The sequence below is a fragment of the Streptococcus mitis genome (assembly GCF_905187535.1).
In the GTDB taxonomy this organism is placed as follows: domain Bacteria; phylum Bacillota; class Bacilli; order Lactobacillales; family Streptococcaceae; genus Streptococcus; species Streptococcus mitis_BS.
On record NZ_CAJJIE010000033.1, the window covers coordinates 44,532 to 67,918 of the forward strand.

27 protein-coding genes and 1 pseudogene are annotated in these 23,387 nt (G+C 33.4%); 25 read left to right on the plus strand and 3 right to left on the minus strand.

What is annotated here, in order from left to right:
• Positions 1–128: 128 nt before the first annotated feature.
• From JQ841_RS04600 to JQ841_RS04720, 25 genes are all read left to right on the plus strand, one after another.
• The gene (locus JQ841_RS04600; RefSeq protein WP_203180252.1) at positions 129–704 is read left to right on the plus strand and encodes a sugar transferase; all 576 of its coding nucleotides are present in this window, start codon (positions 129–131) and stop codon (positions 702–704) included.
• 42 nt (positions 705–746) lie between these two features.
• A complete protein-coding gene (locus tag JQ841_RS04605; RefSeq protein ID WP_084926354.1) occupies positions 747–1,451 on the plus strand; it encodes a YveK family protein in 705 nt (234 codons plus the stop codon).
• Position 1,452: 1 nt separating this feature from the next.
• Positions 1,453–2,106, plus strand: coding sequence for a CpsD/CapB family tyrosine-protein kinase (locus JQ841_RS04610; RefSeq protein WP_045611653.1), 654 nt, complete (start codon positions 1,453–1,455; stop codon positions 2,104–2,106).
• A 30-nt stretch (positions 2,107–2,136) separates the two neighbouring features.
• On the plus strand, positions 2,137–3,237 hold the full coding sequence (locus JQ841_RS04615; RefSeq protein ID WP_203180253.1) for an EpsG family protein: 1,101 nt from the start codon (positions 2,137–2,139) through the stop codon (positions 3,235–3,237).
• Between the two features lie 16 nt (positions 3,238–3,253).
• A complete protein-coding gene (locus tag JQ841_RS04620; RefSeq protein WP_203180254.1) occupies positions 3,254–4,087 on the plus strand; it encodes a glycosyltransferase in 834 nt (277 codons plus the stop codon).
• Positions 4,084–4,482, plus strand: a complete 399-nt coding sequence (gene tagD / locus JQ841_RS04625) for a glycerol-3-phosphate cytidylyltransferase (protein ID WP_203180255.1) — start codon at positions 4,084–4,086, stop codon at positions 4,480–4,482. The genes JQ841_RS04620 and tagD overlap by 4 nt, the downstream gene beginning before the upstream one ends.
• 1 nt (position 4,483) lies before the next feature.
• Positions 4,484–5,575 carry a glycosyltransferase gene (locus JQ841_RS04630; RefSeq protein WP_203180256.1) on the plus strand — a complete coding sequence of 364 codons (1,092 nt, stop codon included), beginning with the start codon at positions 4,484–4,486 and terminating at the stop codon, positions 5,573–5,575.
• A complete protein-coding gene (locus tag JQ841_RS04635; protein ID WP_203180257.1) occupies positions 5,560–6,669 on the plus strand; it encodes a CDP-glycerol glycerophosphotransferase family protein in 1,110 nt (369 codons plus the stop codon). The genes JQ841_RS04630 and JQ841_RS04635 overlap by 16 nt, the downstream gene beginning before the upstream one ends.
• 14 nt (positions 6,670–6,683) lie before the next feature.
• Positions 6,684–7,664, plus strand: a complete 981-nt coding sequence (locus JQ841_RS04640; RefSeq protein WP_203180258.1) for a glycosyltransferase family 2 protein — start codon at positions 6,684–6,686, stop codon at positions 7,662–7,664.
• 30 nt (positions 7,665–7,694) lie between these two features.
• Complete coding sequence (locus JQ841_RS04645; protein WP_203180259.1) at positions 7,695–8,675, plus strand: glycosyltransferase family 2 protein; 981 nt, start codon at positions 7,695–7,697, stop codon at positions 8,673–8,675.
• 22 nt (positions 8,676–8,697) lie between these two features.
• The gene (locus JQ841_RS04650; protein WP_203180260.1) at positions 8,698–9,657 is read left to right on the plus strand and encodes a glycosyltransferase family 2 protein; all 960 of its coding nucleotides are present in this window, start codon (positions 8,698–8,700) and stop codon (positions 9,655–9,657) included.
• Between the two features lie 13 nt (positions 9,658–9,670).
• Positions 9,671–10,645, plus strand: coding sequence for a glycosyltransferase family 2 protein (locus JQ841_RS04655; RefSeq protein WP_203180261.1), 975 nt, complete (start codon positions 9,671–9,673; stop codon positions 10,643–10,645).
• A 1-nt stretch (position 10,646) separates the two neighbouring features.
• Positions 10,647–11,642 carry a sugar transferase gene (locus tag JQ841_RS04660; RefSeq protein WP_203180262.1) on the plus strand — a complete coding sequence of 332 codons (996 nt, stop codon included), beginning with the start codon at positions 10,647–10,649 and terminating at the stop codon, positions 11,640–11,642.
• Between the two features lie 5 nt (positions 11,643–11,647).
• Entirely contained in the window at positions 11,648–12,610 is a 963-nt protein-coding gene (locus tag JQ841_RS04665; RefSeq protein WP_203180263.1) for a capsular polysaccharide synthesis protein, read from the plus strand.
• Positions 12,611–14,161, plus strand: coding sequence for a lipopolysaccharide biosynthesis protein (locus JQ841_RS04670; protein WP_203180264.1), 1,551 nt, complete (start codon positions 12,611–12,613; stop codon positions 14,159–14,161).
• Between the two features lie 10 nt (positions 14,162–14,171).
• Positions 14,172–15,281, plus strand: a complete 1,110-nt coding sequence (locus tag JQ841_RS04675) for a glycosyltransferase (protein WP_060628376.1) — start codon at positions 14,172–14,174, stop codon at positions 15,279–15,281.
• Positions 15,282–15,899: 618 nt separating this feature from the next.
• Positions 15,900–16,073 (plus strand): hypothetical protein, encoded by a 174-nt coding sequence (locus JQ841_RS04680; protein WP_203180265.1) that lies wholly within the window; start codon positions 15,900–15,902, stop codon positions 16,071–16,073.
• Entirely contained in the window at positions 16,070–16,849 is a 780-nt protein-coding gene (locus JQ841_RS04685; RefSeq protein ID WP_203180266.1) for a replication initiator protein A, read from the plus strand. Before JQ841_RS04680 ends, JQ841_RS04685 begins: the two co-directional genes overlap by 4 nt.
• Positions 16,850–16,947: 98 nt before the next feature.
• Positions 16,948–18,306, plus strand: coding sequence for a DNA (cytosine-5-)-methyltransferase (gene dcm, locus JQ841_RS04690; RefSeq protein ID WP_203180267.1), 1,359 nt, complete (start codon positions 16,948–16,950; stop codon positions 18,304–18,306).
• Positions 18,290–18,739 carry a hypothetical protein gene (locus JQ841_RS04695; RefSeq protein WP_203180268.1) on the plus strand — a complete coding sequence of 150 codons (450 nt, stop codon included), beginning with the start codon at positions 18,290–18,292 and terminating at the stop codon, positions 18,737–18,739. Before dcm ends, JQ841_RS04695 begins: the two co-directional genes overlap by 17 nt.
• A complete protein-coding gene (locus tag JQ841_RS04700; protein WP_203180269.1) occupies positions 18,732–19,112 on the plus strand; it encodes a thioredoxin domain-containing protein in 381 nt (126 codons plus the stop codon). Before JQ841_RS04695 ends, JQ841_RS04700 begins: the two co-directional genes overlap by 8 nt.
• A 12-nt stretch (positions 19,113–19,124) precedes the next feature.
• Positions 19,125–19,358: a hypothetical protein gene (locus tag JQ841_RS04705; protein WP_000840776.1), complete on the plus strand. Its 234-nt coding sequence runs from the start codon at positions 19,125–19,127 to the stop codon at positions 19,356–19,358.
• 2 nt (positions 19,359–19,360) lie between these two features.
• Positions 19,361–19,948, plus strand: a complete 588-nt coding sequence (locus JQ841_RS04710) for a CPBP family intramembrane glutamic endopeptidase (RefSeq protein WP_203180270.1) — start codon at positions 19,361–19,363, stop codon at positions 19,946–19,948.
• 291 nt (positions 19,949–20,239) lie between these two features.
• Positions 20,240–20,875, plus strand: coding sequence for a hypothetical protein (locus JQ841_RS04715; RefSeq protein ID WP_203180271.1), 636 nt, complete (start codon positions 20,240–20,242; stop codon positions 20,873–20,875).
• Between the two features lie 55 nt (positions 20,876–20,930).
• The gene (locus JQ841_RS04720; protein ID WP_000771459.1) at positions 20,931–21,041 is read left to right on the plus strand and encodes a hypothetical protein; all 111 of its coding nucleotides are present in this window, start codon (positions 20,931–20,933) and stop codon (positions 21,039–21,041) included.
• A gap of 49 nt (positions 21,042–21,090) precedes the next feature.
• Here JQ841_RS04720 and JQ841_RS04725 read toward each other — a convergent pair.
• The 3 genes and pseudogenes from JQ841_RS04725 to JQ841_RS04735 form a co-directional block, all read right to left on the minus strand.
• Positions 21,091–21,322: pseudogene (locus tag JQ841_RS04725) on the minus strand (helix-turn-helix domain-containing protein); the annotation flags it as partial.
• Between the two features lie 347 nt (positions 21,323–21,669).
• Positions 21,670–22,671: a UDP-glucose 4-epimerase GalE gene (galE, locus tag JQ841_RS04730; protein WP_203180272.1), complete on the minus strand. Its 1,002-nt coding sequence runs from the start codon at positions 22,669–22,671 to the stop codon at positions 21,670–21,672.
• Positions 22,672–22,696: 25 nt separating this feature from the next.
• Positions 22,697–23,383, minus strand: a complete 687-nt coding sequence (locus tag JQ841_RS04735; RefSeq protein ID WP_203180273.1) for a triose-phosphate isomerase — start codon at positions 23,381–23,383, stop codon at positions 22,697–22,699.
• Positions 23,384–23,387 lie beyond the last annotated feature (4 nt).

Consider the following 23,387-nt stretch of genomic DNA (forward strand, 5'->3'; position numbering starts at 1 on the left):
TTTTTATTAGTTCTAGCTTTTTATACTCAGGACTATATATATATATATATATATATATGCATCAACGTAGTGAGTGGCGCACGCATATATATGTGTGCGCCTTAGTTTTTTCTAGGAGAATGATGCTTATGTATAGGAGAATTAAGAGAATTATAGGTCTTCTAATTTCTATACCCTCATTACTATTAATTATCCCGATTTGTTTAATAGCATGTATCTTTATTGTAATCGAATCAAGTGGTAATCCTATTTATATACAAGAACGAATTGGTTTAAATGGACGAAGGTTTTCAATTTATAAACTCCGATCCATGTATCAAGATGCTGAAAAGAATGGTCATAAATGGGCGAGCAAAAATGATACACGCATTACAAAAGTTGGACGTTTTATTCGTAAAACACGAATTGATGAATTACCACAAATCATTAATGTAATTAAAGGTGAGATGTCCATTATTGGACCACGACCAGAACGACCAGAGTTTATCAATGAATTTTTGAAAGATATCCCTAATTTTAATGAACGTTTAGCTGTCCGCCCAGGAATCACAGGATGGGCTCAAGTAAATGGTGGTTATGAATTAACTCCTAAAGATAAATTAGTCTACGATCTATTCTATATCAATCACGAAAGTATCAAGTTAGATTTTCTTATACTATTAAAAACAATTAAAGTGATGGTTACCGGGAACGGATCTAGGTAGTTCTAAGAAAGAAAAAATAAATAAAAGGAAACAAACAATAATATGACTATTTTTAATAAAAATATTAATAGAGTTTTTTCTTTGATAAAAAGCAAACTACTATTTTTACTTCTATTTACTATAGTAGGGACGACAGCAGTTGGTCTATATACTGTTTTTATCATTTCTCCTATATACAGTGTATCCTCTAAGCTCATAATGAAGAACACTTCAAGTCAAACAAATGGGCAAAATAATGATGCGCAAACGATTGAAGCTATAAACCTCTTTCAAAGACAAGCTAAGACTTATTTAGAGATAGCAGATCTCCCCCCAGTAAAAGATGAAACCAATAAAGCATTAGGTTTGTCACCTGATGACATCGCTAAAATCAAATCGGTTAAATTAACAAATGACTCAGGTTCACAGTTGGTCACAATAACAGTGAGAGGACTAGATCGAAATTTAGCAGAACGTTATATTAAAGAGTATGTGTCTCAGTACAAGAAATTTACAGCAGATAGATTAGGGCGCGACAACTTGTCAGTTGTTACAGAAGCACTGGGAAGTGATTCTCCAGTTTATCCCGTTCTATGGAAGAATCTTCTTGTATCTATTCTAGTATTTTCTTTTGTAGGATTTAATGTTATTTTCATCAAATATGTATTGAGTGATTCGATTGATTCTTACGAAGACTTGGAAGAGTTAGTGGGAACACCTGTTCTCGGGATGATTCCGACTATAGAGAGAAAGAGAAGAGGTGAGTGACATGCATATCGAAGTTATTCATAACAGTAAATCCATCGTAGCTGAGTCCTTTAGAACTTTAAGGAGTAATCTTCAGTTCTCAGAATTTGGAAAAAATATTAAAATCATTGTCGTTACAAGTGCCAACCCCAATGAAGGCAAGAGTGAAGTCAGTATCAATCTTGCCGCCTCTTTGGCCCAACAGGGGAAAAGAGTGATTATCATAGACGCGGATATGCGTAAACCAACTCAACATAAATTAACCGAGCTAAATAACACTGAAGGACTCAGCACTTTTTTATTAAAGAAGTCAGGAGTAGATTCCATTAATCATTTGACGATAAATGATGTGAATTTAGATGTGCTGACTTCAGGACCTGTTCCGCCTAATCCTTCTGAGATGTTAGCTAGTTCTTCTATGGATGAAACACTTAAAGCATTTGAGGATTTTTATGACTATGTCATTATCGATACCCCTCCCTTGCTAGCAGCAACTGATGCCCAAGTTTTAGCCAGTATTTCGGATGCTACCCTTCTGGTAGTAGATATCAAAAAATCAAAACGACGACAAATAATAGAAGCAAAAAGAAGATTAGACCATGTTGGAGCTAGACTACTTGGTGTGATAATGAATAAAATTGATTCACATAAAGATACCTATTATTACTATTATTAAACTAACTATTTGAAAGGCAGGAGAGAAAAAATGACAATCTATCTTTTAATGTTCGTCTATGTCTCTTTTCTTGCCTTTTTCTCATTGAAATATGAGGATAAAGTAAAAGAGTTAGGTTTCCTTGTTCTTCCGACTTTTTTCTTTTTTTTAATCATTGCAGGTTTTCGTACTTCTAGTGTAGGTGGAGATTTAGGAACTTATATCCATATTTTTGAATCAAATAATATTCAGATTCCAGATTTATCACATTTATTTAGTTCTCGATTTGAAATTGGGTACTTACTGTTCACTATTTTTCTAAGAAACTTCAGTGATCATTATCCATTCCTCTTATTCGTATTTGCATTTCTGACCTTATTAAGTTGGTTTTTTGTTCTTTATAAGCATTCTAAAAATGTTTACATGAGTTTACTGATTTACTTCAGCTCGTTAGGACTCTTTTTTTATTCTTTATCAAATATCAGGCAAGGTCTAGCAATCGCTTTAAGTTTTTTAGGGTTTCACTACGTAGTAAAAAACAAGAAGATTTTAGCATGGGTATTTATCTTACTAACTCCCTTATTTCATACATCTGGTATCGTCTGCCTCTTGTTTTTCCCTCTTAAAAAAATCGTTTTAAACAAAAGAATATATCAATTTGTGTTTCTTGTATTTCTAATCATCTTACCTTTTATCAAACAAATTGCAACTATCTTTATTTCTTTCTTTCCCCAGTATACTTCCTATCTGGAATCATCATGGTTTTTGGAAAGCAATAAATGGGCACCTGTATTTTTAACAATTTGGTATGGTATCGTTCTGGTCTTTGGTGAATTAGTGATTAGAAAACAGAAATTATCGACTGAAGAAGAATTTATAAGAACTTTGTTCTTTATCTCCTTTTTATTTACTGCGTCAACTTTGCAAACAAGTCTTTTTGGCAGATTCGCACACTATTTTACCCCCTTTATTTGCCTATATATCCCTATGATTTTATCTAAAATAGGTGACAAAAAAGTTCAATGGATTTTATTTTATTTGATGATATTGGTTTATGCTGCAATCTTTCTAGTCATTGTTTATTTTAAAGCTGACTGGTACCATGTCGTTCCCTACCGTTCAGTTATTGTAGATTGGTTATTTGGAAATTAGGTTTAGGAGTTATAAAATGAAATTTTCAGTTCTAACGACAGTCTATAAAAAAGAAACTCCTAGAAATTTAAGGAAAAGTTTACTAAGTTCTTATCAACAGACCCTTAAACCGACAGAAATCATTTTAGTTTGTGATGGCGAATTGACTAAAGAGTTAGAAATAGAAATCCAAAAGTTACAGAGAAAAATTCCGATTTTAAAGGTTTTCCATTTACCTGAAAACTTAGGCTCAGGACCAGCTTCCCTCTTTGGAGTTAATCAATGTCAAACAGAATTCATTGCAAGAATGGACAGTGATGACTATTCTCTAGAAACAAGGTTTGAGAAGCAAATAGCAGCCTTTGAAAAAAATCCCAACCTCATCATGGTTGGTTCCAATATCCTAGAGAAAAATACAGAGTTTACCGCCTTAAAGAAAGTACCAGAAACTACAGCCGAAATTCGTCAATATTCGAAAATGAGAAATCCTTTTAATAATCCATCAAGTATGATGAAAAAAGAGTATATTTTAAAGTCTGGTAATTATCGTGAATTTCGTTACTTAGAGGATTATGATCTCACAATGAGGTTATTACACGATAATCCAACTAAGGATTTTTTGAATATCCAGGAACCTTTAGTAGTCATGCAGACTAACGATTCTAGCTATCTGCGGAGAGGCGGTTTCTTGTATGTAAAGACGGACTTTATGCTCCAATTAGATTTTTATCGTAGAAGAGACATTAGTCTAGCAGAATTTCTTAGAAATATTTTCCTTCGTAATGCGGTTCGAATTCTTCCAAATTCAGTTAGGAAATGGGTCTATAAGAAAAAAATGAGAGAAGAAGTAGAGGTGGTTAAAAAGATATGAAGAGAGTCATTACATACGGAACATTTGATTTATTGCATTACGGCCATATTAATCTCTTAAAAAGGGCAAAAGCTTTGGGAGATTATCTCATAGTCGCCCTTTCTACCAATGAATTTAATAAGATAGAAAAAAATAAAGAATGTTATTTTGATTACGAAAAAAGAAAATCGCTATTAGAGGCTATCAGATATGTGGATCTTGTCATACCAGAAGAAAATTGGGATCAAAAAATCTCAGACATAGAAAAGTATCATGCTGATGTGTTTGTCATTGGAGATGACTGGCAGGGGAAATTTGATTATTTAACTGATTTTGGAATAGAGGTTGTTTACCTATCACGAACAAAAGAAATTTCAACAACTAAGATAAAAAATGATTTGAATCAAGGGAACTAGGATGAAATATCAGGTCATACATGTAACCGGTGGTGTAAGGAATACCATGAGCGGGGTACAAAGTTTTATAAAGAATCATATCCCAACTGATGATCAAGAGTTTGAATATATGGTTGGCGAATCAAATGGTGACGCTCATTTCCCATTTAATCAATATCTAGATGAAAAAGAAATCAAACGCATTGTATTTCCAGCCCTAAAGATTTCTAAACTATTCGCCTATGCGAGAGAATGCCGACACTTTTATGAAACTAATAAAATTGACATTCTCCATGTTCATAATCCTATAACTGCTTTTATACATAATTACTATGCTCGAAAAAATGGTGTCCCAGTTAGGATTTACCACAATCATAGTAGCCAATTTTCAGATACTTGGTTAAAAAGTATTCGCAATCGATTTTTGGTCTTTTTGGCTTTGAAAAATGCGACCCATCGAATCTCTTGTGGCCAATTAGCTGGACTGAAGATATTTGGAAAGAAATCCTTTCAAATCCTTCCAAATGCAATTGACATCGATAAGTATCAGTTTTCTCCAACTTTTCGAGAAGAAATTCGCAAAGAGTTTCATATAGCTGAACATCAAAAAATAGTAGGGATGATTGGGATTTTAAATCCCTTCAAAAATCAGAGTTTTTTGATTGAAATTGCTAAAGAATTACCTGACGTTACCTTTGTATTTGTTGGTGAAGGTCCAGATCGTGCCATTTTAGAAGAGAAAAGTAAGGAAATGAAGAATATCATCTTCACAGGAAAAAGAGAGGATGTTCATAAGTTTTATTCAACCTTTGATATCTTTGCCTTTCCTTCTTTGTATGAAGGTTTCCCAATTGTGCTTGTAGAGGCTCAGTGTTCTGGAGTCGATATTCTCATGAATGAAACGATTGATCCAACAACTCAGATCGTTAGTGAACTTTGCACAGCCATGCCTCTAGATAAGGCTAAATGGGTAAACTACATAAAAAAGGCGACTATCAAGAAGAAACAACGACAGCTAAATGAACACCTAAAGCAGTTTGATATTGAAGAAAATGTTCAAAATTTAAAAGAAATTTATAAGCAAGGTTTAAAAAGAGAATGTTCAACTATTTAAAACCCTTACTGTTCAAAGTAAGTGATTTTACTTATAAAATAAATAAAATGATTCCCAAGAAAAGGAACAGAATTGTTCTCTATTCTAATTGGGGGTTTAGAGATAATCTTAGAACCCTCTATCACTATTTAGTGGATAATGACTATCAGGAAACTTATGAAATTGTTTGTGCTTCAAATGATTTTTATCATTTAGAAAAAGAACATGATGTAAAGTATGTTTCAATTTATCGAGGTTTCTTTTATTTTTTAACATCTAAATATTTTTTCTATTCTTTTGGTAAGTATCCTATTAAACCTGCACCAAACCAGATGGTTGTCAACTTGTGGCATGGAATGCCCTTGAAAAAAATTGGGAATCTTGAAGTTAGCATGGAAAAGATTGACTATAATTTCTTTACAAAATTAGTCTCCTCTTCAGATTTATTTACTCCAATCATGAAAGCAGCCTTTAATGCTAAGGACGAGCAGATGCTTCTTGTTGGCAATATTCGAAATGATGAGCTCTTTAAAGAGAAAGAGGAGAAGAAAATCATCTGGATGCCAACCTACCGTAATTCTAAAAACTATCATGATAGCCAAGCTGCATTGATATTTTCTTTAGAAGAAGAGGATTTTCAAAACATTGAAGAACTACTTTCAAACTATGGCTATCAACTTTATATTAAACTCCATCCTCTTGAGGAATCTCAGTTGAAATTCGAAATGAATGCTTCGACGATTCATCTATTGACAGAAGATATCATCAGTGAGCAGTATGGGACTTTATATACCTTTTTGGGCACAACCAGCGCATTAATTACAGATTATTCTTCAGTATTTTTAGACTATTATTTATTAAATAGACCCGTAGCATTTACCATTAATGATTATGAGGAATACAAAGAAAAAAGAGGCTTTGTGTTTGAAGATGTGAAGAGTTTAATGGTGGGAAGTGTCATTCGTGATTCGCATGATTTATTAGAATTTCTAGAGAGTGTCATGAAATCTGAAGATCCTTATATTGACGAACGAAAAAAAGTTAATAACAAGGTTAATGCCATTCAAAAAGATTTTACAAAGACACTTTTGGATGAAATTGGATTAAGGAAATAAGGTTAGGATAAAGAATGATTAGTGTAATCATACCGGTTTATAATGTGGAAACTTATCTAGAAGAATGTTTAGACAGCATTCAAAACCAAGCTTACACAGACCTTGAAGTCATTTTAGTCAATGATGGTTCAACAGATGGCTCCCAAGATATTTGTGAGCGTTATTGCCAAACAGATAAGCGTTTCCGATTAATCAATCAAGGCAACCAAGGCCAAAGTGTGGCACGAAATACGGGTGTAGCAGCTTCAAAAGGAGAATTCATTGCTTTTGTAGATAGTGATGACATGATCCTAGCAAATTATTTAGAAACCTTGATGCACTATATGAGTGACAACGTCGATATTGTGGAAAGTCAATTTACCATACAGAAAAAGGATTTCTTGGCTGGAAAATCTCAAGAGATAAAGATTCTTTTTGAGGGAAATTCTGAAGAGGCAGTGCAAGTTGTCCCCAACCACCTACTAAGCGTCAATCCAGTCACAAAGCTCTATAGAAGAGCTATTGTTGAAGCTATTCCTTACTTAGAAGGACTCATTTTTGAAGATATTTATAGTGGCATTGGCATGCTTAAATATATCAGAAAGATTGTTAAAATCGATTATGTAGGCTATTATTACCGTCAACATGCGACTAGTACCATGCATAGAACATTTACCGAGAAAAATCTAGATGTATTTACAGTCAGTGACCAATTGATAGACTTGTATTCTGATAGGGAAGAACTTCTTCCTTATATTGGTAAATACCTAGTGCATGTAGCGACCATGCATTATCAAGACTATATTCAAAAAGGAAATCCATATGCAGATATCTATAATCAGAAATTGGCCGACTATGTAACTATCACCAAGAAAAATCCTGAGGTAGCCAAAAGTTCGCGTATGATTAGACTTTATAAGCTGTGTCCAAGATATTACAACACCATCCTATTTCCTTTCTATCACTCTATATGGAAATGGAAAAATGGCGTTAAGGAAGACAAGATAGAGGAATGAAGTAACATCATTCAAGAAGGAAAGAGGAAAATGATTAGCGTAATCGTTCCAGTTTATAACGTGGAAGAATATCTGGAAGAATGTCTAGAGAGTATTCGAAAGCAAACCTATCAAAATATTGAAGTCATATTAGTCAATGATGGTTCTACAGATGGCTCCCAAGCGATTTGTGAGTATTTTTGCCAAACAGATAATCGCTTCCGATTGATCAATCAAAAAAATCAAGGTCAAAGTGTAGCCAGAAATCGTGGTGTGAAAGAATCCATGGGCGAATACATCATGTTTGTCGATAGTGATGATGTCATTAAAGCAAATATACTAAAAGTATTATTATCCTATATGAAGGCTGATGTGGATATCGTAGAGTGCAAAAGTACTAAAATTAAAGAAGAATTACAGAATAATAGACCGATTCAAGTAATCTTTGAAGGAAAATCAACAAAAGCAATTCTTAATTGTATTAGCTATAAAGAAGTAAAGTATTGTGTCTTTACCAAACTATATAGAAGAGAAATTGTTGAAAAGGTTCCATTTTTAGAAGGGTATATTTACGAAGATCTCTATACAGGAATCAATTATTTAAAACATATTCGAAAAATAATTGTCGTTGATTTAGCAGGTTATTATTACCGTGTCCGTCCTAATAGTACTATGACCCAAGCATTTAATGAGAAAAATTTAGATATTTTAATGGTTGGAAATAAATTAATCGAATCTTTCCAAGATGATGGATATTTATTACCGTATATTGGATACTTTATGTTTTATCTTGGACTTAGCCATTATCAAAGAGATGGAATTACGAGGAAGAGCCCATATGTTGATGTATATGAAAATTTTATCAGAGAGTGTGCTTTTATCGCAAAGCAATCTCAAGAAGTTGTTTGTAAATACCATTTACTAAGACTTTATTTAATGGCACCTAAATATTTTACAATAATTACTCATCCAGTATATCAGTTTATTGATAAAATATGGAATAATTTTAAAATGTTGATTCACAAACTATAACTGAAGGAGATTATGAACAATAATGATTAGTATAATCGTTCCAGTTTATAACGTGGAAGAATATCTGAAAGAATGTTTAGAGAGTGTAGGGCAGCAAACTTTCACGACTTTTGAAGTTATTTTAGTGAATGATGGATCTACAGATGGCTCCCAAGCTATTTGTGAGCATTTTTGCCAAACAGATAAGCGTTTTCGATTGATCAATCAAAAAAATCAAGGTCAAAGTGTAGCCAGAAATCGTGGTGTGAAAGAATCTATTGGCGAATACATCATGTTTGTTGATAGTGATGATGTTGTAAGTCTTGGTCTGTTAGAACAACTAATGAAGTATATGTCTAATGGAATTGATATCGTAGAATGTGATAGAACTGAAGATATTCAACGTTTAAATGAAGAAAAAAAAGATATTCATGTTAAAGAATTGGATTCAAATGAAGCCTTATATCAATGCTTTCATCACGGGGTAAGTTGGAGCCCTGTCGCAAAACTCTATCGTCGTGAAATAGTGGAGAAAGTTCCGTTTTTAGAAAATTTAATTTATGAAGATTTTTATACTGGAATCGTCTCTTTAAAATATATTCATAAAATGAGAAAAATTGACTATATTGGTTATTATTATAGATATCATACTTCTAGTACAATGAATCAGAAATATTCAGAAAAGAATCTTGATATTTTTAAGGTTGGCGAAAAATTATTAGAGGATTTTCGAGAAGATAATTGGTTACCTTATGTAGGGAATATGTTATTTTTAGTCGGTATTGGACATTTTAAAAAGTATAACATAAGAGTTGGACATCCATATTATCAGTTATATGTTGATGAGATTCATAAATATGCCGAAATAGCTAAGAAATCATCAGATATTTTTAAATCTAGTAAACTATTAAGATGGTATAGTTATTCATCAAAATATTTTTTTAGTTTATATTATCCTCTGTATTTAAGATATTTAGATATTCGAAAAAAATGGAAAATTTAATAGGAGCCTATTTATGATAAGTGTCATTGTGCCAGTTTTCAATGTTGAAGAGTATCTGGAAGAATGTTTAGATAGTATTCAATGTCAAACTTATAGCAATATTGAAGTAATACTTGTTAACGATGGTTCTACGGATCATTCACAAGAAATTTGTGAGAGATATTGTAAACAAGATCCTCGTTTTCACTTAATCAATCAAGAAAATAAAGGATTAAGTGGCGCTCGTAATCGTGGTATGACTGAATCTAAAGGCGAATTTATCACTTTTGTAGACAGTGATGATATCATTAAAGACGATATGTTGGAGCAATTATTAAAGCACATGACTTCAGAAGAAGTGGACATCGTAGAATGTTGGTATACAAATGATCAAAAAGAAATAGAAATCCCTTCTCCCGAGAATGTCAAAATTATTTTTCAAGGAAATGCCCAAGAAGCTTTAGTCTCTTTATGTAAAGATAATATTGTCCGTTTGAATGCAGTCGCTAAACTTTTTCGAAGACAAGTGATTGTCAATTTCCCATTTTTAGAAGGTCTATTTTATGAAGATGTGTATGGCGGAATGGGAATCTTAAAACAGATACATAAAATGGTGAAAATTGATTATATAGGATACTATTATCGCGTGCGTTCTGGTAGTATTATGAATCGCGAATTTAGTTTGAAAAATTTGGATTTGTTTACTATTTGTGATAAAGTGGAGCAACTATATGAAGGAAATGCTGACTCACTTCCATACGTACATCGTCGCTTATTCCATTTAGTTTTGATGCACGTTGTCGACTATCGCATATTTGAGGGAAATCCCTATCAAGAAAAATATGTCGAGTATCTGAATCGTTACGCTAAAAGTTCAAGTCAATCATTATTAATGCGAGCATATCGATTATTCCCCAAAAAGATTGTCTTTATTTCAAGAGTTGTTGGAGCCATTCAATGGAGATTCGAAAAATATATTGTAAAAAGATTTTGGAGAGGGTTGAAGTAGTATGAATTATTACTTAAAAGAATTTTACGCAGAAGCTAAACATGCAGGATCTAAGGCAAGATTAGATGCTGAAAAAATAATGGTAGAAGCAGGATATCAACCTTTTTCCCTAAATAATGATTCAAATCCCATCACTTTGACAAAAAATGATGTGTTAGTTCTTCAATTTCCGTTATTATGGCATACCTTAAAAAAACAAATTTTTACGAGATTTTTGAAAAATAGAACATTCAAAGCTTATTTGCTGATTCATGATATCGAGTCCCTGAGAAACAAAAAAATCAAGTCATTTACAGATTTCAAGTACTCTATTATACATTTTTTACAAAATAAAACAGTCCTTGAAAAAGTCGACGGTATTATCGCTCATAATGAAAAGATGAAAGCAGAACTTGTACGATTAGGAATACCGGAAGAGAAGATTGTTTCCTTAGAGATATTTGACTATTTGATTCCACATTATAAAGAGAAGAAAACTTATGAGAAAAATACGGTCATAGTTGCTGGAAATTTCGATATTCGAAAAACAAAATATGCTCGACAATTCCCCGAAAAACCAGATTTTTCTATTTATGGCATTAACTTTGAAGAGGAGAATCTTCCTCACAACGTTCATTATCAAGGTGCTTTTGCTCCTAATGAACTCCCTAATCACTTGCATGGCGGTTTTGGGTTAGTATGGGATGGAGATAGCCCCCATACTTGTAGTGGGATGTATGGAGAGTATTTAAAGATGAATAACCCACATAAAGCTTCTCTATATTTAGCATCTGGTTTTCCGATTATTGTATGGAGCCAATCTGCTTTAGCGGATTTTGTAAGAAAAAACCATTGTGGAATACTTGTTGATTCATTATTTGAAATTGCAGATTGTTTAAACTCGATTGATGAAGAAGATTTTCAAGAGCTGATTAAAAATAGTAAAATAGTAGGAGAGAAACTTCGTAACGGATATTTTCTAAAAACAGCTTTAGAAAAATGTGAAAGGAAATTTTAGCGTTTATGAAATTCCAAACCTTACAAGAAAAAATCACTCGCTATCATACAATTCTAAAATATTATGGTCTTAATCCAACTCTAGCTTATTATCTTGCGCAACAGTCTGAGACGAAGTACTATGATTTTCGTAAAAAGATTCTTTTGGATTTTGTGCTGAAATTACGAAAAGAAGCTCAAATAGATGATTTGATGGATGAAAAAGAAGAAGTAGTAACGGAATTTCCAAAAATGATTTGGACAATGTGGCAACAGGGAGAAGCTCAAATGCCTGAGACAGTCCAGGCTTCAATGAAGACCATAAAAGACTTCGCTAAAAGAAATGACTGTGAATTCTACTTGTTGACGGATGAAAATCTGGCGGATTTCATCAATATTCCAAGAGACATCACCGAAAAATACAAGAAAAAAGAATTATCAGCTGCGCATTATTCAGATATTATTCGTTTTAGTCTCTTATACCAATATGGTGGCATTTGGATGGATGCAACCTTATTTGTATCTCCCTATGCAACTTTAGAAATGTTTGAAGGGGACTTTTTTACTCTGAATCATCCACCTATACGAACAAATCAAATGGAACGAACTGTTGGTGACTTTAAATGGGCAGGTTTCTTTCTAGCAGGAAAAAATGGCAACACTTATTTTAAACATATTCGGGATTTATATCTTTACTATGTTCGTAAATACCCAGTTTTTATTCATTACCTGATGATGGATTATTTTATTTTGTCCGAATATCAGTGCAATCCTTATTTTGAAAACTTAGTGGATAGATTACCTATTCTAGCACCAGCTGAGCGTGTTTGGTTTTTAAGAGACCATGCCCATGATCTTTTTGATGAAAAAGAATGGGAAGAAGTGTTAAAAACAACACCGATTTTGAAAACGACTTATAAAATCAAGAAAGAAGAAGTCCTTCCAGGAAGTTATCTCGATCAACTTTTACAAGGAAAATTAAAGGAATAGATGAAATACACGAAAAAAAGTAGAACAGAATTTGCCACCTTAAATACGAGTATTGCCCTGGCATTGCAACCTTTTCAAGTCCTTCTTGGCTTTATCAATCGAACTATTTTTATCAATTTACTTGGGGTAACCTATCTAGGATTAAACAATTATTTGTCTAGCTTAGTTTCTATCCTGTCTTTGGCAGAATTAGGGGTTGCTGGAGCCATGAGCTATGCACTATATGGACCCTTAGACAGAGAAGAACATGGAAAAATCAATGCCTTTATGATTCTCTTCAAAAAATTATATAGAATCATTGGCTTTTCTATTTTTATACTGGGCGCTATACTTTCTTTATTTCTTCCTTATATGATAAAGGATTATACGGTAAATAGTGAAGTATATTTGATTTTTTTCCTCTTTGTATTTAATTCTGCTTCAAGCTATTTTTTCTCCTATAAACGAACCTTACTTTATGTCGATCAGCGTAATTATGTGATGACTTTGATTGACTTTGGATTAAATACGCTTCGTGTATGCTTGCAAATCGGAATTTTATTCTTTACCCAAAATTATATCTTTTATCTATTGATCAGTATCATGATGAATTTTATAGGGAATATCATCATGTCGGGGATTGTAGATAGATTGTATAGTTACTTGTTTAAGAATGAGATAACACCCATTAATCAGGAGGAAAAAGGGAAATTCATCCGAAATATCAAAGGAAATATAGTCGGTAGTATTGGAGAAACGATTGTTTTTCAAACAGATAGTATTCTAATGGCAAGTTTTGTCAGCTTAGCAGCTATAGGTATTTATGGGAATTATACCTATGTTTTAGGATTTATTTCACTGATTTTAAATACTATGATTAATTCAGTTGTTTCTTCCGTAGGTAACTTAGTCCATTCGGAATCTACGACAGTAGCAGATATGGTTAAATTCCTAAAAAAATTCCAATTTATTGCTTTTAGCCTGATTTATTTTGCTAGCTTAGGCTATTTAATGTTCATTCATCCATTTATGACTATCTGGTTAGGTGAGAGTTTTTCATTTAATCGTACAGTTGAGATTTTGATTGTCCTTCATTTTTTCCTAACTTTTTATAGAAGACCGATTCTAACGTTGATTTCAGTCTATGGCTTAAGTTATGAGCAAAATAAAAAAGTTATCGTCGAGATTTTATTAAATATTTCCCTTTCACTCTACTTTTTAGTGATTTTAGATTTAGGGGTATCTGGAATTTTATTGGGTACGATTTGTTCAACAGTCTTGACCTGTACATGGTATGAACCCTATAGCGCCTTTAAGTATGGATTGAAAGCTTCCTCAAAGGACTTTTTTAAAACATTGTTACAAGATTTCTCAGTTGTAGGGATGAGTATCCTACTTTTGAGTTTACTGGATAACTACCTCTTAACTCAGCTAGATTTCATTCTCAGTTTGGCAATCAAAATCGTTCTTTATTTGACAGTATTGGGTGTCTACGTTTTCCTATTTAGAAATCATGAAGGTGGAAAACAAATTATATTCATGATTCAAAAAGTGTTAAAGTTAAAAAAATAAGGAGAAATCAATGAAAAGAATATTGGTTTGTGGTCTGGTTCCAGATGTTGGTGGCTTGGAAAAAATTGTTCTAGATTTTTATAACCATATTGATACCTCTGAATTTGAACTAGAATTTTTACTACAAGGTCCTGAAGATGTTGAATTTAGTGATCATTTTAAAAAGCTTTGTCGCAATCCTCTAGTCGTTCATAGAATCCCCAAGTTAAGACCTCATATCCAGCAAGCCTTAAAAGAATGGGATGATTTTTTTAAGAAAAATGCTCATCGTTATGATATTGTATGGTCCAATCAAAATGGCTTGACACATTTAGAATTTTTAAAATTGGCAAAGAAATATGGGATAGAAAAAAGAATCGTTCATGGACATTGTGCTACAGCAGATAAATTTTATCGCTTTATTCATCCAGTCAATCGATTTTTTGTCGGCAAATATGCGACAGATTATTGGGCCTGCGGAACAGAAGCATTGAACCATTTTTATCATGGTCAAGAACGAAAAAAGGCCTTAGTTATTCATAATGCCATTGAAGTTGAGAAATTTTTATATGATCAAGAAATGCAAGCCCAACTTCGAAAGGAGTATCAGATCCCTGAAAATTGTTTGGTCATTGGGCAAGTGTCCCGTTTATATGAAAAACAAAAAAATCAAAGTTTTTGTGTTAAGGTCTTTTCTGAAATCGTCAAAAAAGAACCAAATTCTCGTCTAGTATTTATTGGAAGAGGAGATACTGCATTTTTAGAAAATGTGGCAAAAGAATATGGAGTAGTAGACAAAGTCATTTTTACAGGCTTGACCACTAATGTCGGAAAAATGCTAAATCTTCTAGACGTTTTCTTCTTCCCATCTCATTTTGAAGGATTGCCAATTGTACTCATTGAAGCTCAGGCAAATGGATTGCCTGTTGTAACAGCAAATCATCTACCAGATGCAAGAATACTAGATAACTATGACAACAGCCTGTCTTTGAAAGATTCTCTTGAAAAATGGGCAGATAAGATTTTGTCGGTCAGAAATCATCGAGAGCTTGATACAGAAAAGGTGAAACAGCTGATAGATGAAAATGGCTACGAGATTGAATCAGCAACCAGACAGTTGGAGAAATTATTTGATGAGTGATTAAAAGTTGATGGAGAGGACATGAATGTCTTCTCTAATTTTATTTCTATCAGATTATTACACGTTAGTTTCATAAATAAAATTATGGCTATTTTAATAGTACTTCTAAAAGCTATTTTATCAGCTGAATAATTAACTTAATTGCAAGAGAATACTACTAAGTTTATATTTAATAATCTCATGGATTAGAGATGACTATTTTTCGGAGGTTAATATATCAAAAAATGAGATTGCATTCAATTTTTCTTAATAAAGTAGCTTTTCTAGACAAAAGCTTATGCAAAAAAGAGTAATTTATGATAGAATATAAGGCAAGAAAGAAAACGTTTTTACAATTTTTTCAACCCGAAGGAGATATATTATGGCTACTATTCAATGGTTGGTCTAGAAGATTTAAAATAATAAAACATTGTGAAGTAGAATAAATGCTTAAAACCCTTGAAATTCAAGGGTTTTTATTGGTTTAGATTTTAATTCTTCACATTGTTATATGTGCTTGATTGAGCAATAATCATCAATAAAAACATTTTTTTGGTGTTGAGTTTGGTGTTCAAATATTTATTATGTTACGGAAAGGAATTTCACAATCTTTCCGTTTTTTTATTTTCAGGAGGGAAAATGACAAAAGAATTACAATCATCACGCTATATTGTCATTTCATTTTTAGTACGTGAAATGAGAATTGATATTGTTGAAGCCATCTCTCGTATGGCTGAATTAGAAAAAAGTGGCTTGGTTCGATTGGAATCAAGTGGGGATTTAATACTCAAAGAACTTGGAGGAGCGCTATGAAACGAATAACCGCAAATCAATACCAAACTTCAGAACGGTATTATAAATTACCTAAAATTCTTTTTGAGGATGAGAAATATATGGATATGAAACTAGAAGTAAAGGTGGCTTATTCTATTTTAAAAGATCGTTTAGAATTATCTCTCAGTCGTGGTTGGATAGATGAAGAAGGAGCGGTTTATTTAGTATTTTCTAATTCTAAACTGATGAGGCTGTTAGGTTGTTCGAAGTCAAAATTACTGTCCATCAAAAAAACTCTTAAAGAATATGACTTAATTGATGAAGTCCAACAGTCTTCAAGTGAGAAAGGAAGGCTAGCTAATAAGATTTATTTAGGGGAATTGTCTTCTACCCCGGTAGGTAATTCAAACAGGCCTAGTGTCAAAAAAAGACTAGGCCAGGTTGAAAATGAAACGGCCCCCGTCTCATATTCAGCCCCTAGTGAGACTGAAGTTAGTGAGACTGAAGTTAGTGAGACTGATTCTTTATTTATTGAGAATGAGGAGGATAGGAATACTCAACCTATCTTGAAAAGAAAAGTAGAAAAGGTCACAAAATATGATCGAGATTATATTTGGGGATTGGTACAAGATCAATTTAGACGAGAGGGTTTTTCTGAAACAGCCAGTGAAATTGCTATGACTGATTTTGAGAGAATCTATCAGTATGCTCTTGACAATGTTCGCTTTGTTAGACGAGCGGAAGTACTTGCTGAATTTGTGTTTAATGGCCTGTATTCTGTTTGGAATAACCGTGTTAGAAAAGGAGGTGGTTAAATGTCGCCAATCGAGTGGATATTAGTTATGCTTATTGTCATTTCAAGTGGAGTGACAGTTCTGACAATGGTAGTCGATAAGAAAGGGGTGATCAAGAAATGAGATTTATTGATTTATTTTCAGGTATCGGGGGTTTTCGACTAGGAATGGAAAGTGTCGGACATGAGTGTATTGGATTTTGTGAGATTGATAAATTTGCTAGAGAATCTTATAAGTCCATTTTTCAAACGGAAGGAGAAATTGAATTTCATGACATACGAGATGTTTCAGATGATGAATTTAAAAAACTTAGAGGGAAAGTCGATGTCATCTGTGGGGGATTCCCTTGTCAAGCATTTTCAATCGCAGGAAGACGATTGGGATTTGAAGATATTAGAGGTACTTTGTTCTTTGAAATTGCTCGGGCGGCCAAACAAATCCAACCACGTTTTCTTTTTCTTGAAAATGTTAAAGGCCTACTCAATCACGATAAGGGACGGACGTTCACCACAATCCTTACCACGCTTGATGAGTTGGGGTTTGATGTTGAGTGGCAGGTGCTTAACAGTAAGGATTTTGGCGTTCCCCAAAACAGAGAGAGGGTGTTTATTATCGGACATTCTAGAAAGAAAGGTACCCGACTCCTATTTCCTTTCAGACGAGAAGGTCAAGAAACTAACTCTGAGACTTTAAAAGCACTAGGAAACTTGAATCCATCAAAAAGTGGAATGAGTGGTAAAGTCTATTATTCAGAAGGTCTTGCGCCAACCTTAGTTCGTGGGAAAGGAGAAGGATTTAAGATTGCGATTCCTTGTATGACACCAGACAGATTAGACAAGAGACAAAATGGGAGACGCTTTAAGGAAAACCAAGAGACGATGTTTACTTTAAATACTCAGGATCGCCATGGTATTATCGTTGTTGGAGATTTACCAACTAGCTTTAAGGAGACCGGTCGCGTCTATGGAAGTGAGGGCTTATCTCCAACACTGACTACGATGCAAGGTGGAGATAAAATCCCCAAAATACTGATTCCAGAACCAATCCAATTTTTAAAAGTCCGGGAGGCAACTAAAAAAGGATATGCACAAGCAGAGATTGGAGATTCAATCAATTTAGAAAGACCAAGTTCACAGTATCGTCGTGGTAGAGTTGGAAAAGGTATAGCTAATACGTTAACAACTAGTGGACAAATGGGAGTAGTAGTTGCTAGCTATGAAGGAGAAGATAAACAAGTTTATCATGTAGCCGGTGTATTAATAGATGGACAATTTTACCGTCTGAGAATTCGACGAATCACTCCTAAAGAGTGTTTTCGCTTGCAGGGATTTCCTGATTGGGCTTTTGAAGCTGCTAGAAAAGTCTCTAGTAATAGTCAGCTCTATAAACAAGCTGGTAATAGTGTAACCGTTCCTGTGATTGCCGCAATCGCAAAGAAATTAAAAGAAATAGAGGAAAAAGATGAAAGCATTAAATAAAGAATCAATACTAGATTGTGATGAATTAGAAACAGAATTACATGATGCAGAAATCAAACAGCTGGATGAACAAATATTTTTAATGCCTAATTATCCATGTGAGTTTGAGGTGACATTTTTAGATGATTACCATAAAAAAAATAATTACCCACTATTTTATGAATCCTATCTTCAAAACGTTATGGAATTCCTTGAAAGTCAGGATATAAAGAACGGAGCTGATGCCTTTGTAGATGATAATCAGAATCTTGTTTTTGTTTTATATGGACAAGGTTATCGAGCCGAGGGAAAAGAGGGAATACTTACAACTCAAGTAACTGTAAAAGCTTATGATGAAGCCAAGAAACCGATTAACTTCGCAAATTTATTAGATTCCTTAGTCGTCTCAGAATATCAAATGGAACCAAATTTGTTGGAGGTCTCCCATGATTGATCTCTATCTAAGTAAAAATATCCAAAGAAATCAACTTCTTTTAGACTTCTTCCAAAACTATGGCATCGAGGTATCTTGTCATTCAGTTTCTGAGATGACAAAGGACAAATTAATTGAGCTGATGAGCTATTCTTCAGATTGTTTTGAGTTTTTATCTCCCAATTTATTACGATTTAAGAACCGTGACAATCTAAGATTAACGGATTTCGTTGAGATGATTTTAAAAAATCCTGAACTAACCATCAGACTTCCTCTTGCGGTTTCAAATAAGCGAGTCTATCCAAATCTGAATTTGGAAGAGGCTAGAGCTTTATTGCCAAGAGACACGAAACAATTGATTTACATGGCACAAACACATTATTTATCTAACTAAAGGAGAAGCAATATGGCTGAACGATTTTGGGAGAACTTGTCCATTATTTTGGCTGAAAGAAATATTAGCTGGATTGAGTTAACCAGAAAAATGTTTGCGGGAGAGTTTCACTATCCAAGTGAATTGAATCGTTTGTATCAAAAGATTCGCCACTATAAGATGGAACAACGAATGCCTCAAAGTCCATGGGTAGAAAGGATTGTGCAGGTATTAGATTTAGATTATGAAGATTTATTTCGGAGGTAACTATGAAAAGAATAATTCCAGTTTATATATTCCAACAAGTAAATGTCCTATTGGTATCACTATACTTACTGAAATTGCTTTGTATCGGTGAGTTAACTATACTACAGATTTTCTATTGTGCATCGCTCATTTCTTTTTTATGGATGTATGGTCAACGTAAACAAGCGCATAAAATCGATATGAAATCTAGGATGAAATGGCTTGGTATTGGATTAGCTAGCCTACTGATTATAAGTCTATGTTTTAGCCTAATCCATGCTCAAGGAACCACGAATCAAGCAAACTTAATTGGGCTTCAATATCAAGTTCCTTGTTTTTCATTTTTATTGTTTTTAATCAATGCGAGTATGGTTGAAGAATTTCTGTATAGAGAAATTTTATGGAACTTGGTTAGAAAATTAGATATTAGAGTTGCTTTGACAAGTGTTTTGTTCGCCTTAGCTCATCATCCAGGAACCATTCTAGCTTGGTGTTTGTATGTTTCATTGGGAATGTTTTTAGGAATGGTACGCTATAAATCGGACTTATGGGGTAGTATGGGGCTACATTTAGTGTGGAACCTATTAGTTTATAGCTTGCTGCTTTTTTAAAATAGGTGGCCTGATTTATTTAGATATTCATAATGAATGTAATTGTTGACAAATATGGACTAATTGCGTATAATGAAGGTAATTAAATGATATAATTACTTGTGGGCTAGTGGATATGGTCTGCACCCGCCTGTGGGCTCCGCTCTCAGTTCAGACTGTTTGTTGAGAAAAAGAATAGCAGGACTGCCTACCCTTGAGGAACAGATAGGGCATATCTAGCGTGAGGTGAAACTCAATACGTGGGAGAGAAGGAAGCAGGAGCTTCCTTCTCTTTTTTAGGAGAAAATTCAAATGACTTATACTTTGGAATGGCTAAAGACTTTTGATGGAAAGATTGATATTCTCAATGTTAAGATGGATTGCTTGGCCAATACTATTGAGAAAAATGTTTCTCAGTACAAATATATTTATCAGACAAATATGGAGAACTGTCCTGAAATTATTCTATCAGTCCCAAATTCCTCCATTCCTCATCTTTTAGGATTATCTAGAGAACATCATGTTAATTTACCAACTAATAATGCAGGGAGTATTTTTGAAGGATTAAAAGATGATTGGACATTGGAACGTCTTAATAAAGCTGATAATGGTTGGTTCAACGAAAATAAATTCAAAATAGTTGGAACCTTGTTACTCTATCAAATGTTACATGTAATGGAGTGTAAATTCTATACAACTGATGGTATTTTGAATAGAAGAGTCGGTCGCCGATTTAAAAGAGATCATATTTATTTTGTAGTCTTTAAATTAAGTAATGGTATCAGTTATACAGTAGAATTATCACATGAAAAAGGTAATCAATACTTTCCAAGAAGCCTTAAAATCAATGATACCTCCGTTACAGATTGTAGAGAAATAGAACTTAGACTCATTAATAAGATTCGATTTAAACCAGTTAAGGCAAGAAAGGTGAAATGGCCATCTTGAGAAAAAAATTGAAATCATGACTACATCACTCAATCCGACGACTTCACAAGGAATTATGAAATTATTATTAGATATGAAAAATGAAAATCGTCTAATCATCATTGCAACTCATAATCCCGATATTTGGAATCAAGCAGATGAAGTTATAAATTTAAATCAATTATAGTTACAGTCAATATATATCTTCTATATTTTAAAGTTATTTTATCTGATATTTTAGGACATCCATTACAGACAAAGGGAGCCTTATCGAGTAGAGAGCAAGGAAGGTTATCACAGGTAGACACTCGGACTTGTCTGTTTCGTTTCACTTCACTTCACTTCTTTGGAAACAGTAGTTGGGTCTTTTAGTATAAATTGCCCAATAGATTTGAAGGTTTCTCCGCGCTCTAAACCTAATTGGATATCATTACGGTCTGAAAGGGTAAGGTGTTTATGTTTGATCATAGTAGGCCTCATTTCTACCACAAACGTCTCACACTTAATTCCACCATAAAAATCCGTTTTAGGCTAACTTCCACTTTGGTCAGGAAAGTGGAAGTTACTTTGAGAAATTACCTCATGAATTTAATAGTGTAGAATATTTTATGAATAAAAGTAAGGCTGGACAAAAACTCAATTTGAGGAGAAAACAAAGCAAATTTTTCGACAATAAAACGCATAATATCAAGGATTTCAACACCTGATACTATGCGTTTTCTAATTTTAAAGACTTTTGCCCAGTCTCACCTTGTTAAGTAAATATAACTCAGTCTTGTTTCATGAGGTGTAGTTCACAGAGAGCTGGTTACGATTTATGACTCCAAAATGTTTTTGCCTTCTTTAACACGCCAACGATAATCTGATAAGATAATATCTTCGAGGGAGTAGCTAGCTTGCCAGTCAAGATATCGTTTAGCTTTTGATGCATCTGCTAGGACGCTGGCTGGGTCACCAGCGCGTCGAGCAACAATTTCGTGTGGGATTTTTTGATCCAGTAATTCTTCAGCAGTTTTAAAGATTTCTTTGACGGTATAGCCTTTTTCAGTTCCTAAGTTAAAGATTTGAGAAGAACTGTTTTCTTGAAATAGGTAGTTCATTCCTTTAACATGAGCCTGTGCAAGGTCCAAGACATGAATGTAATCTCGAATACATGAACCGTCACGTGTATCGTAGTCATCTCCAAATATTTTCAAGCTATCATTTTGTCCCAATGCAGTCTTGTTGATATTGGGAATGATGTGAGTTGGATTTTTCACACGCAGACCGTTTGAAGCATCCATTTCAGCCCCAGCTACATTAAAGTAACGGAAAATGACATATTTCCAATCATAGCGATTGGCCATCCAGTAAATCATTCGTTCGCCCATCAGTTTTGTTTCTGCATAAGGATTGACAGGGTCGAGCAGGGTATCTTCAGTAGCTGGCTTGTCAATACAGTTATTACCATAGAGGGAAGCAGTCGAAGAGAACATGATTTTTTGAATGCCAATTTCAGATAGGACTTTGAGAACTTGGTTCATACCAGCAACATTGGCAGTGAAGTATTTACTTGGATTTTCAATACTTTCGCTCACAACAATCTCACCTGCACAATGAAGAACAGCATCAATTTGATTTTCTTCTAAGTAAGCCTTTAAGGCGTTAGCATCATAAACATCCAGTTGTTTAAAGCTAGCACGACTATCTACAGCCGAACGATTTCCTGTAGAGAGATTATCTAGGACATGCACCTGGTAGCCAGCATTTAAAAGAGCTTTAACGGTATGGGAGCCAATGTAGCCAGCTCCACCTGTAACAAGAATTGTTTTTGTCATGACTTTTTCCTTTTTTTATTTTTTACTAGTTGGAAAATTCTTTTTGATTTAAAAAATTAAATACTTCTAATAACGTATTTGTTCGATCTCCAATCAATACTCCATCAAATCCTAATTTAATAATTTCAGGGATGTCTTTACATTGTACACCTCCTCCAAATACTAATTTATATTTAAAATTATATATTTGACTAGATATGAACAAATACCTTTTTAGCATAGTTAAATGATTAGAAATTTCTTCTAAACTGTAGTCCTTTTTTCCACTCAATGTTGCACTTAGAATTTCATATGCTAAAATAATTTCTTTACCTTGAAATTGAATTCCTGATAAAAGTTGATGTATCTCAGCAATATAATTTTTATCTTTGCCAAAACAAATAATAGGAGTTATATTTCCAACTAATGTCTGTTTTATTTTTGAACGAATGATATCTTTAGTTTCATTTAAGAATTTTTGACGTTCTAGATGGCCGATAAATGCATATTTTATATTATAGTAATTGAGATGTTCACAAGTTAAATCACCAACATTTCGACCCTTGATAGCAATATTTTGCGAAGCAATTGAAAAAGAATATTCATTGTCGTTAACAGGTATTATTGGTGAAATAATTAATTCTGTTTTAACATTTCCTTCATTGAAAAGTTTTAACAGATCTAATTGTTCATGAATACTTAATTTATTTTTAAAGTTGAATATTGTTAACATTTTC

Coding starts and splice junctions, on each gene's coding strand:
- JQ841_RS04600 (WP_203180252.1), top strand. CDS start 129: ATGTATAGGAGAATTAAGAGAATTATAGGTCTTCTAATTTCTATACCC.
- JQ841_RS04605 (WP_084926354.1), top strand. CDS start 747: ATGACTATTTTTAATAAAAATATTAATAGAGTTTTTTCTTTGATAAAA.
- JQ841_RS04610 (WP_045611653.1), top strand. CDS start 1,453: ATGCATATCGAAGTTATTCATAACAGTAAATCCATCGTAGCTGAGTCC.
- JQ841_RS04615 (WP_203180253.1), top strand. CDS start 2,137: ATGACAATCTATCTTTTAATGTTCGTCTATGTCTCTTTTCTTGCCTTT.
- JQ841_RS04620 (WP_203180254.1), top strand. CDS start 3,254: ATGAAATTTTCAGTTCTAACGACAGTCTATAAAAAAGAAACTCCTAGA.
- tagD (WP_203180255.1), top strand. CDS start 4,084: ATGAAGAGAGTCATTACATACGGAACATTTGATTTATTGCATTACGGC.
- JQ841_RS04630 (WP_203180256.1), top strand. CDS start 4,484: ATGAAATATCAGGTCATACATGTAACCGGTGGTGTAAGGAATACCATG.
- JQ841_RS04635 (WP_203180257.1), top strand. CDS start 5,560: ATGTTCAACTATTTAAAACCCTTACTGTTCAAAGTAAGTGATTTTACT.
- JQ841_RS04640 (WP_203180258.1), top strand. CDS start 6,684: ATGATTAGTGTAATCATACCGGTTTATAATGTGGAAACTTATCTAGAA.
- JQ841_RS04645 (WP_203180259.1), top strand. CDS start 7,695: ATGATTAGCGTAATCGTTCCAGTTTATAACGTGGAAGAATATCTGGAA.
- JQ841_RS04650 (WP_203180260.1), top strand. CDS start 8,698: ATGATTAGTATAATCGTTCCAGTTTATAACGTGGAAGAATATCTGAAA.
- JQ841_RS04655 (WP_203180261.1), top strand. CDS start 9,671: ATGATAAGTGTCATTGTGCCAGTTTTCAATGTTGAAGAGTATCTGGAA.
- JQ841_RS04660 (WP_203180262.1), top strand. CDS start 10,647: ATGAATTATTACTTAAAAGAATTTTACGCAGAAGCTAAACATGCAGGA.
- JQ841_RS04665 (WP_203180263.1), top strand. CDS start 11,648: ATGAAATTCCAAACCTTACAAGAAAAAATCACTCGCTATCATACAATT.
- JQ841_RS04670 (WP_203180264.1), top strand. CDS start 12,611: ATGAAATACACGAAAAAAAGTAGAACAGAATTTGCCACCTTAAATACG.
- JQ841_RS04675 (WP_060628376.1), top strand. CDS start 14,172: ATGAAAAGAATATTGGTTTGTGGTCTGGTTCCAGATGTTGGTGGCTTG.
- JQ841_RS04680 (WP_203180265.1), top strand. CDS start 15,900: ATGACAAAAGAATTACAATCATCACGCTATATTGTCATTTCATTTTTA.
- JQ841_RS04685 (WP_203180266.1), top strand. CDS start 16,070: ATGAAACGAATAACCGCAAATCAATACCAAACTTCAGAACGGTATTAT.
- dcm (WP_203180267.1), top strand. CDS start 16,948: ATGAGATTTATTGATTTATTTTCAGGTATCGGGGGTTTTCGACTAGGA.
- JQ841_RS04695 (WP_203180268.1), top strand. CDS start 18,290: ATGAAAGCATTAAATAAAGAATCAATACTAGATTGTGATGAATTAGAA.
- JQ841_RS04700 (WP_203180269.1), top strand. CDS start 18,732: ATGATTGATCTCTATCTAAGTAAAAATATCCAAAGAAATCAACTTCTT.
- JQ841_RS04705 (WP_000840776.1), top strand. CDS start 19,125: ATGGCTGAACGATTTTGGGAGAACTTGTCCATTATTTTGGCTGAAAGA.
- JQ841_RS04710 (WP_203180270.1), top strand. CDS start 19,361: ATGAAAAGAATAATTCCAGTTTATATATTCCAACAAGTAAATGTCCTA.
- JQ841_RS04715 (WP_203180271.1), top strand. CDS start 20,240: ATGACTTATACTTTGGAATGGCTAAAGACTTTTGATGGAAAGATTGAT.
- JQ841_RS04720 (WP_000771459.1), top strand. CDS start 20,931: ATGAAATTATTATTAGATATGAAAAATGAAAATCGTCTAATCATCATT.
- galE (WP_203180272.1), bottom strand. CDS start 22,671: ATGACAAAAACAATTCTTGTTACAGGTGGAGCTGGCTACATTGGCTCC.
- JQ841_RS04735 (WP_203180273.1), bottom strand. CDS start 23,383: ATGTTAACAATATTCAACTTTAAAAATAAATTAAGTATTCATGAACAA.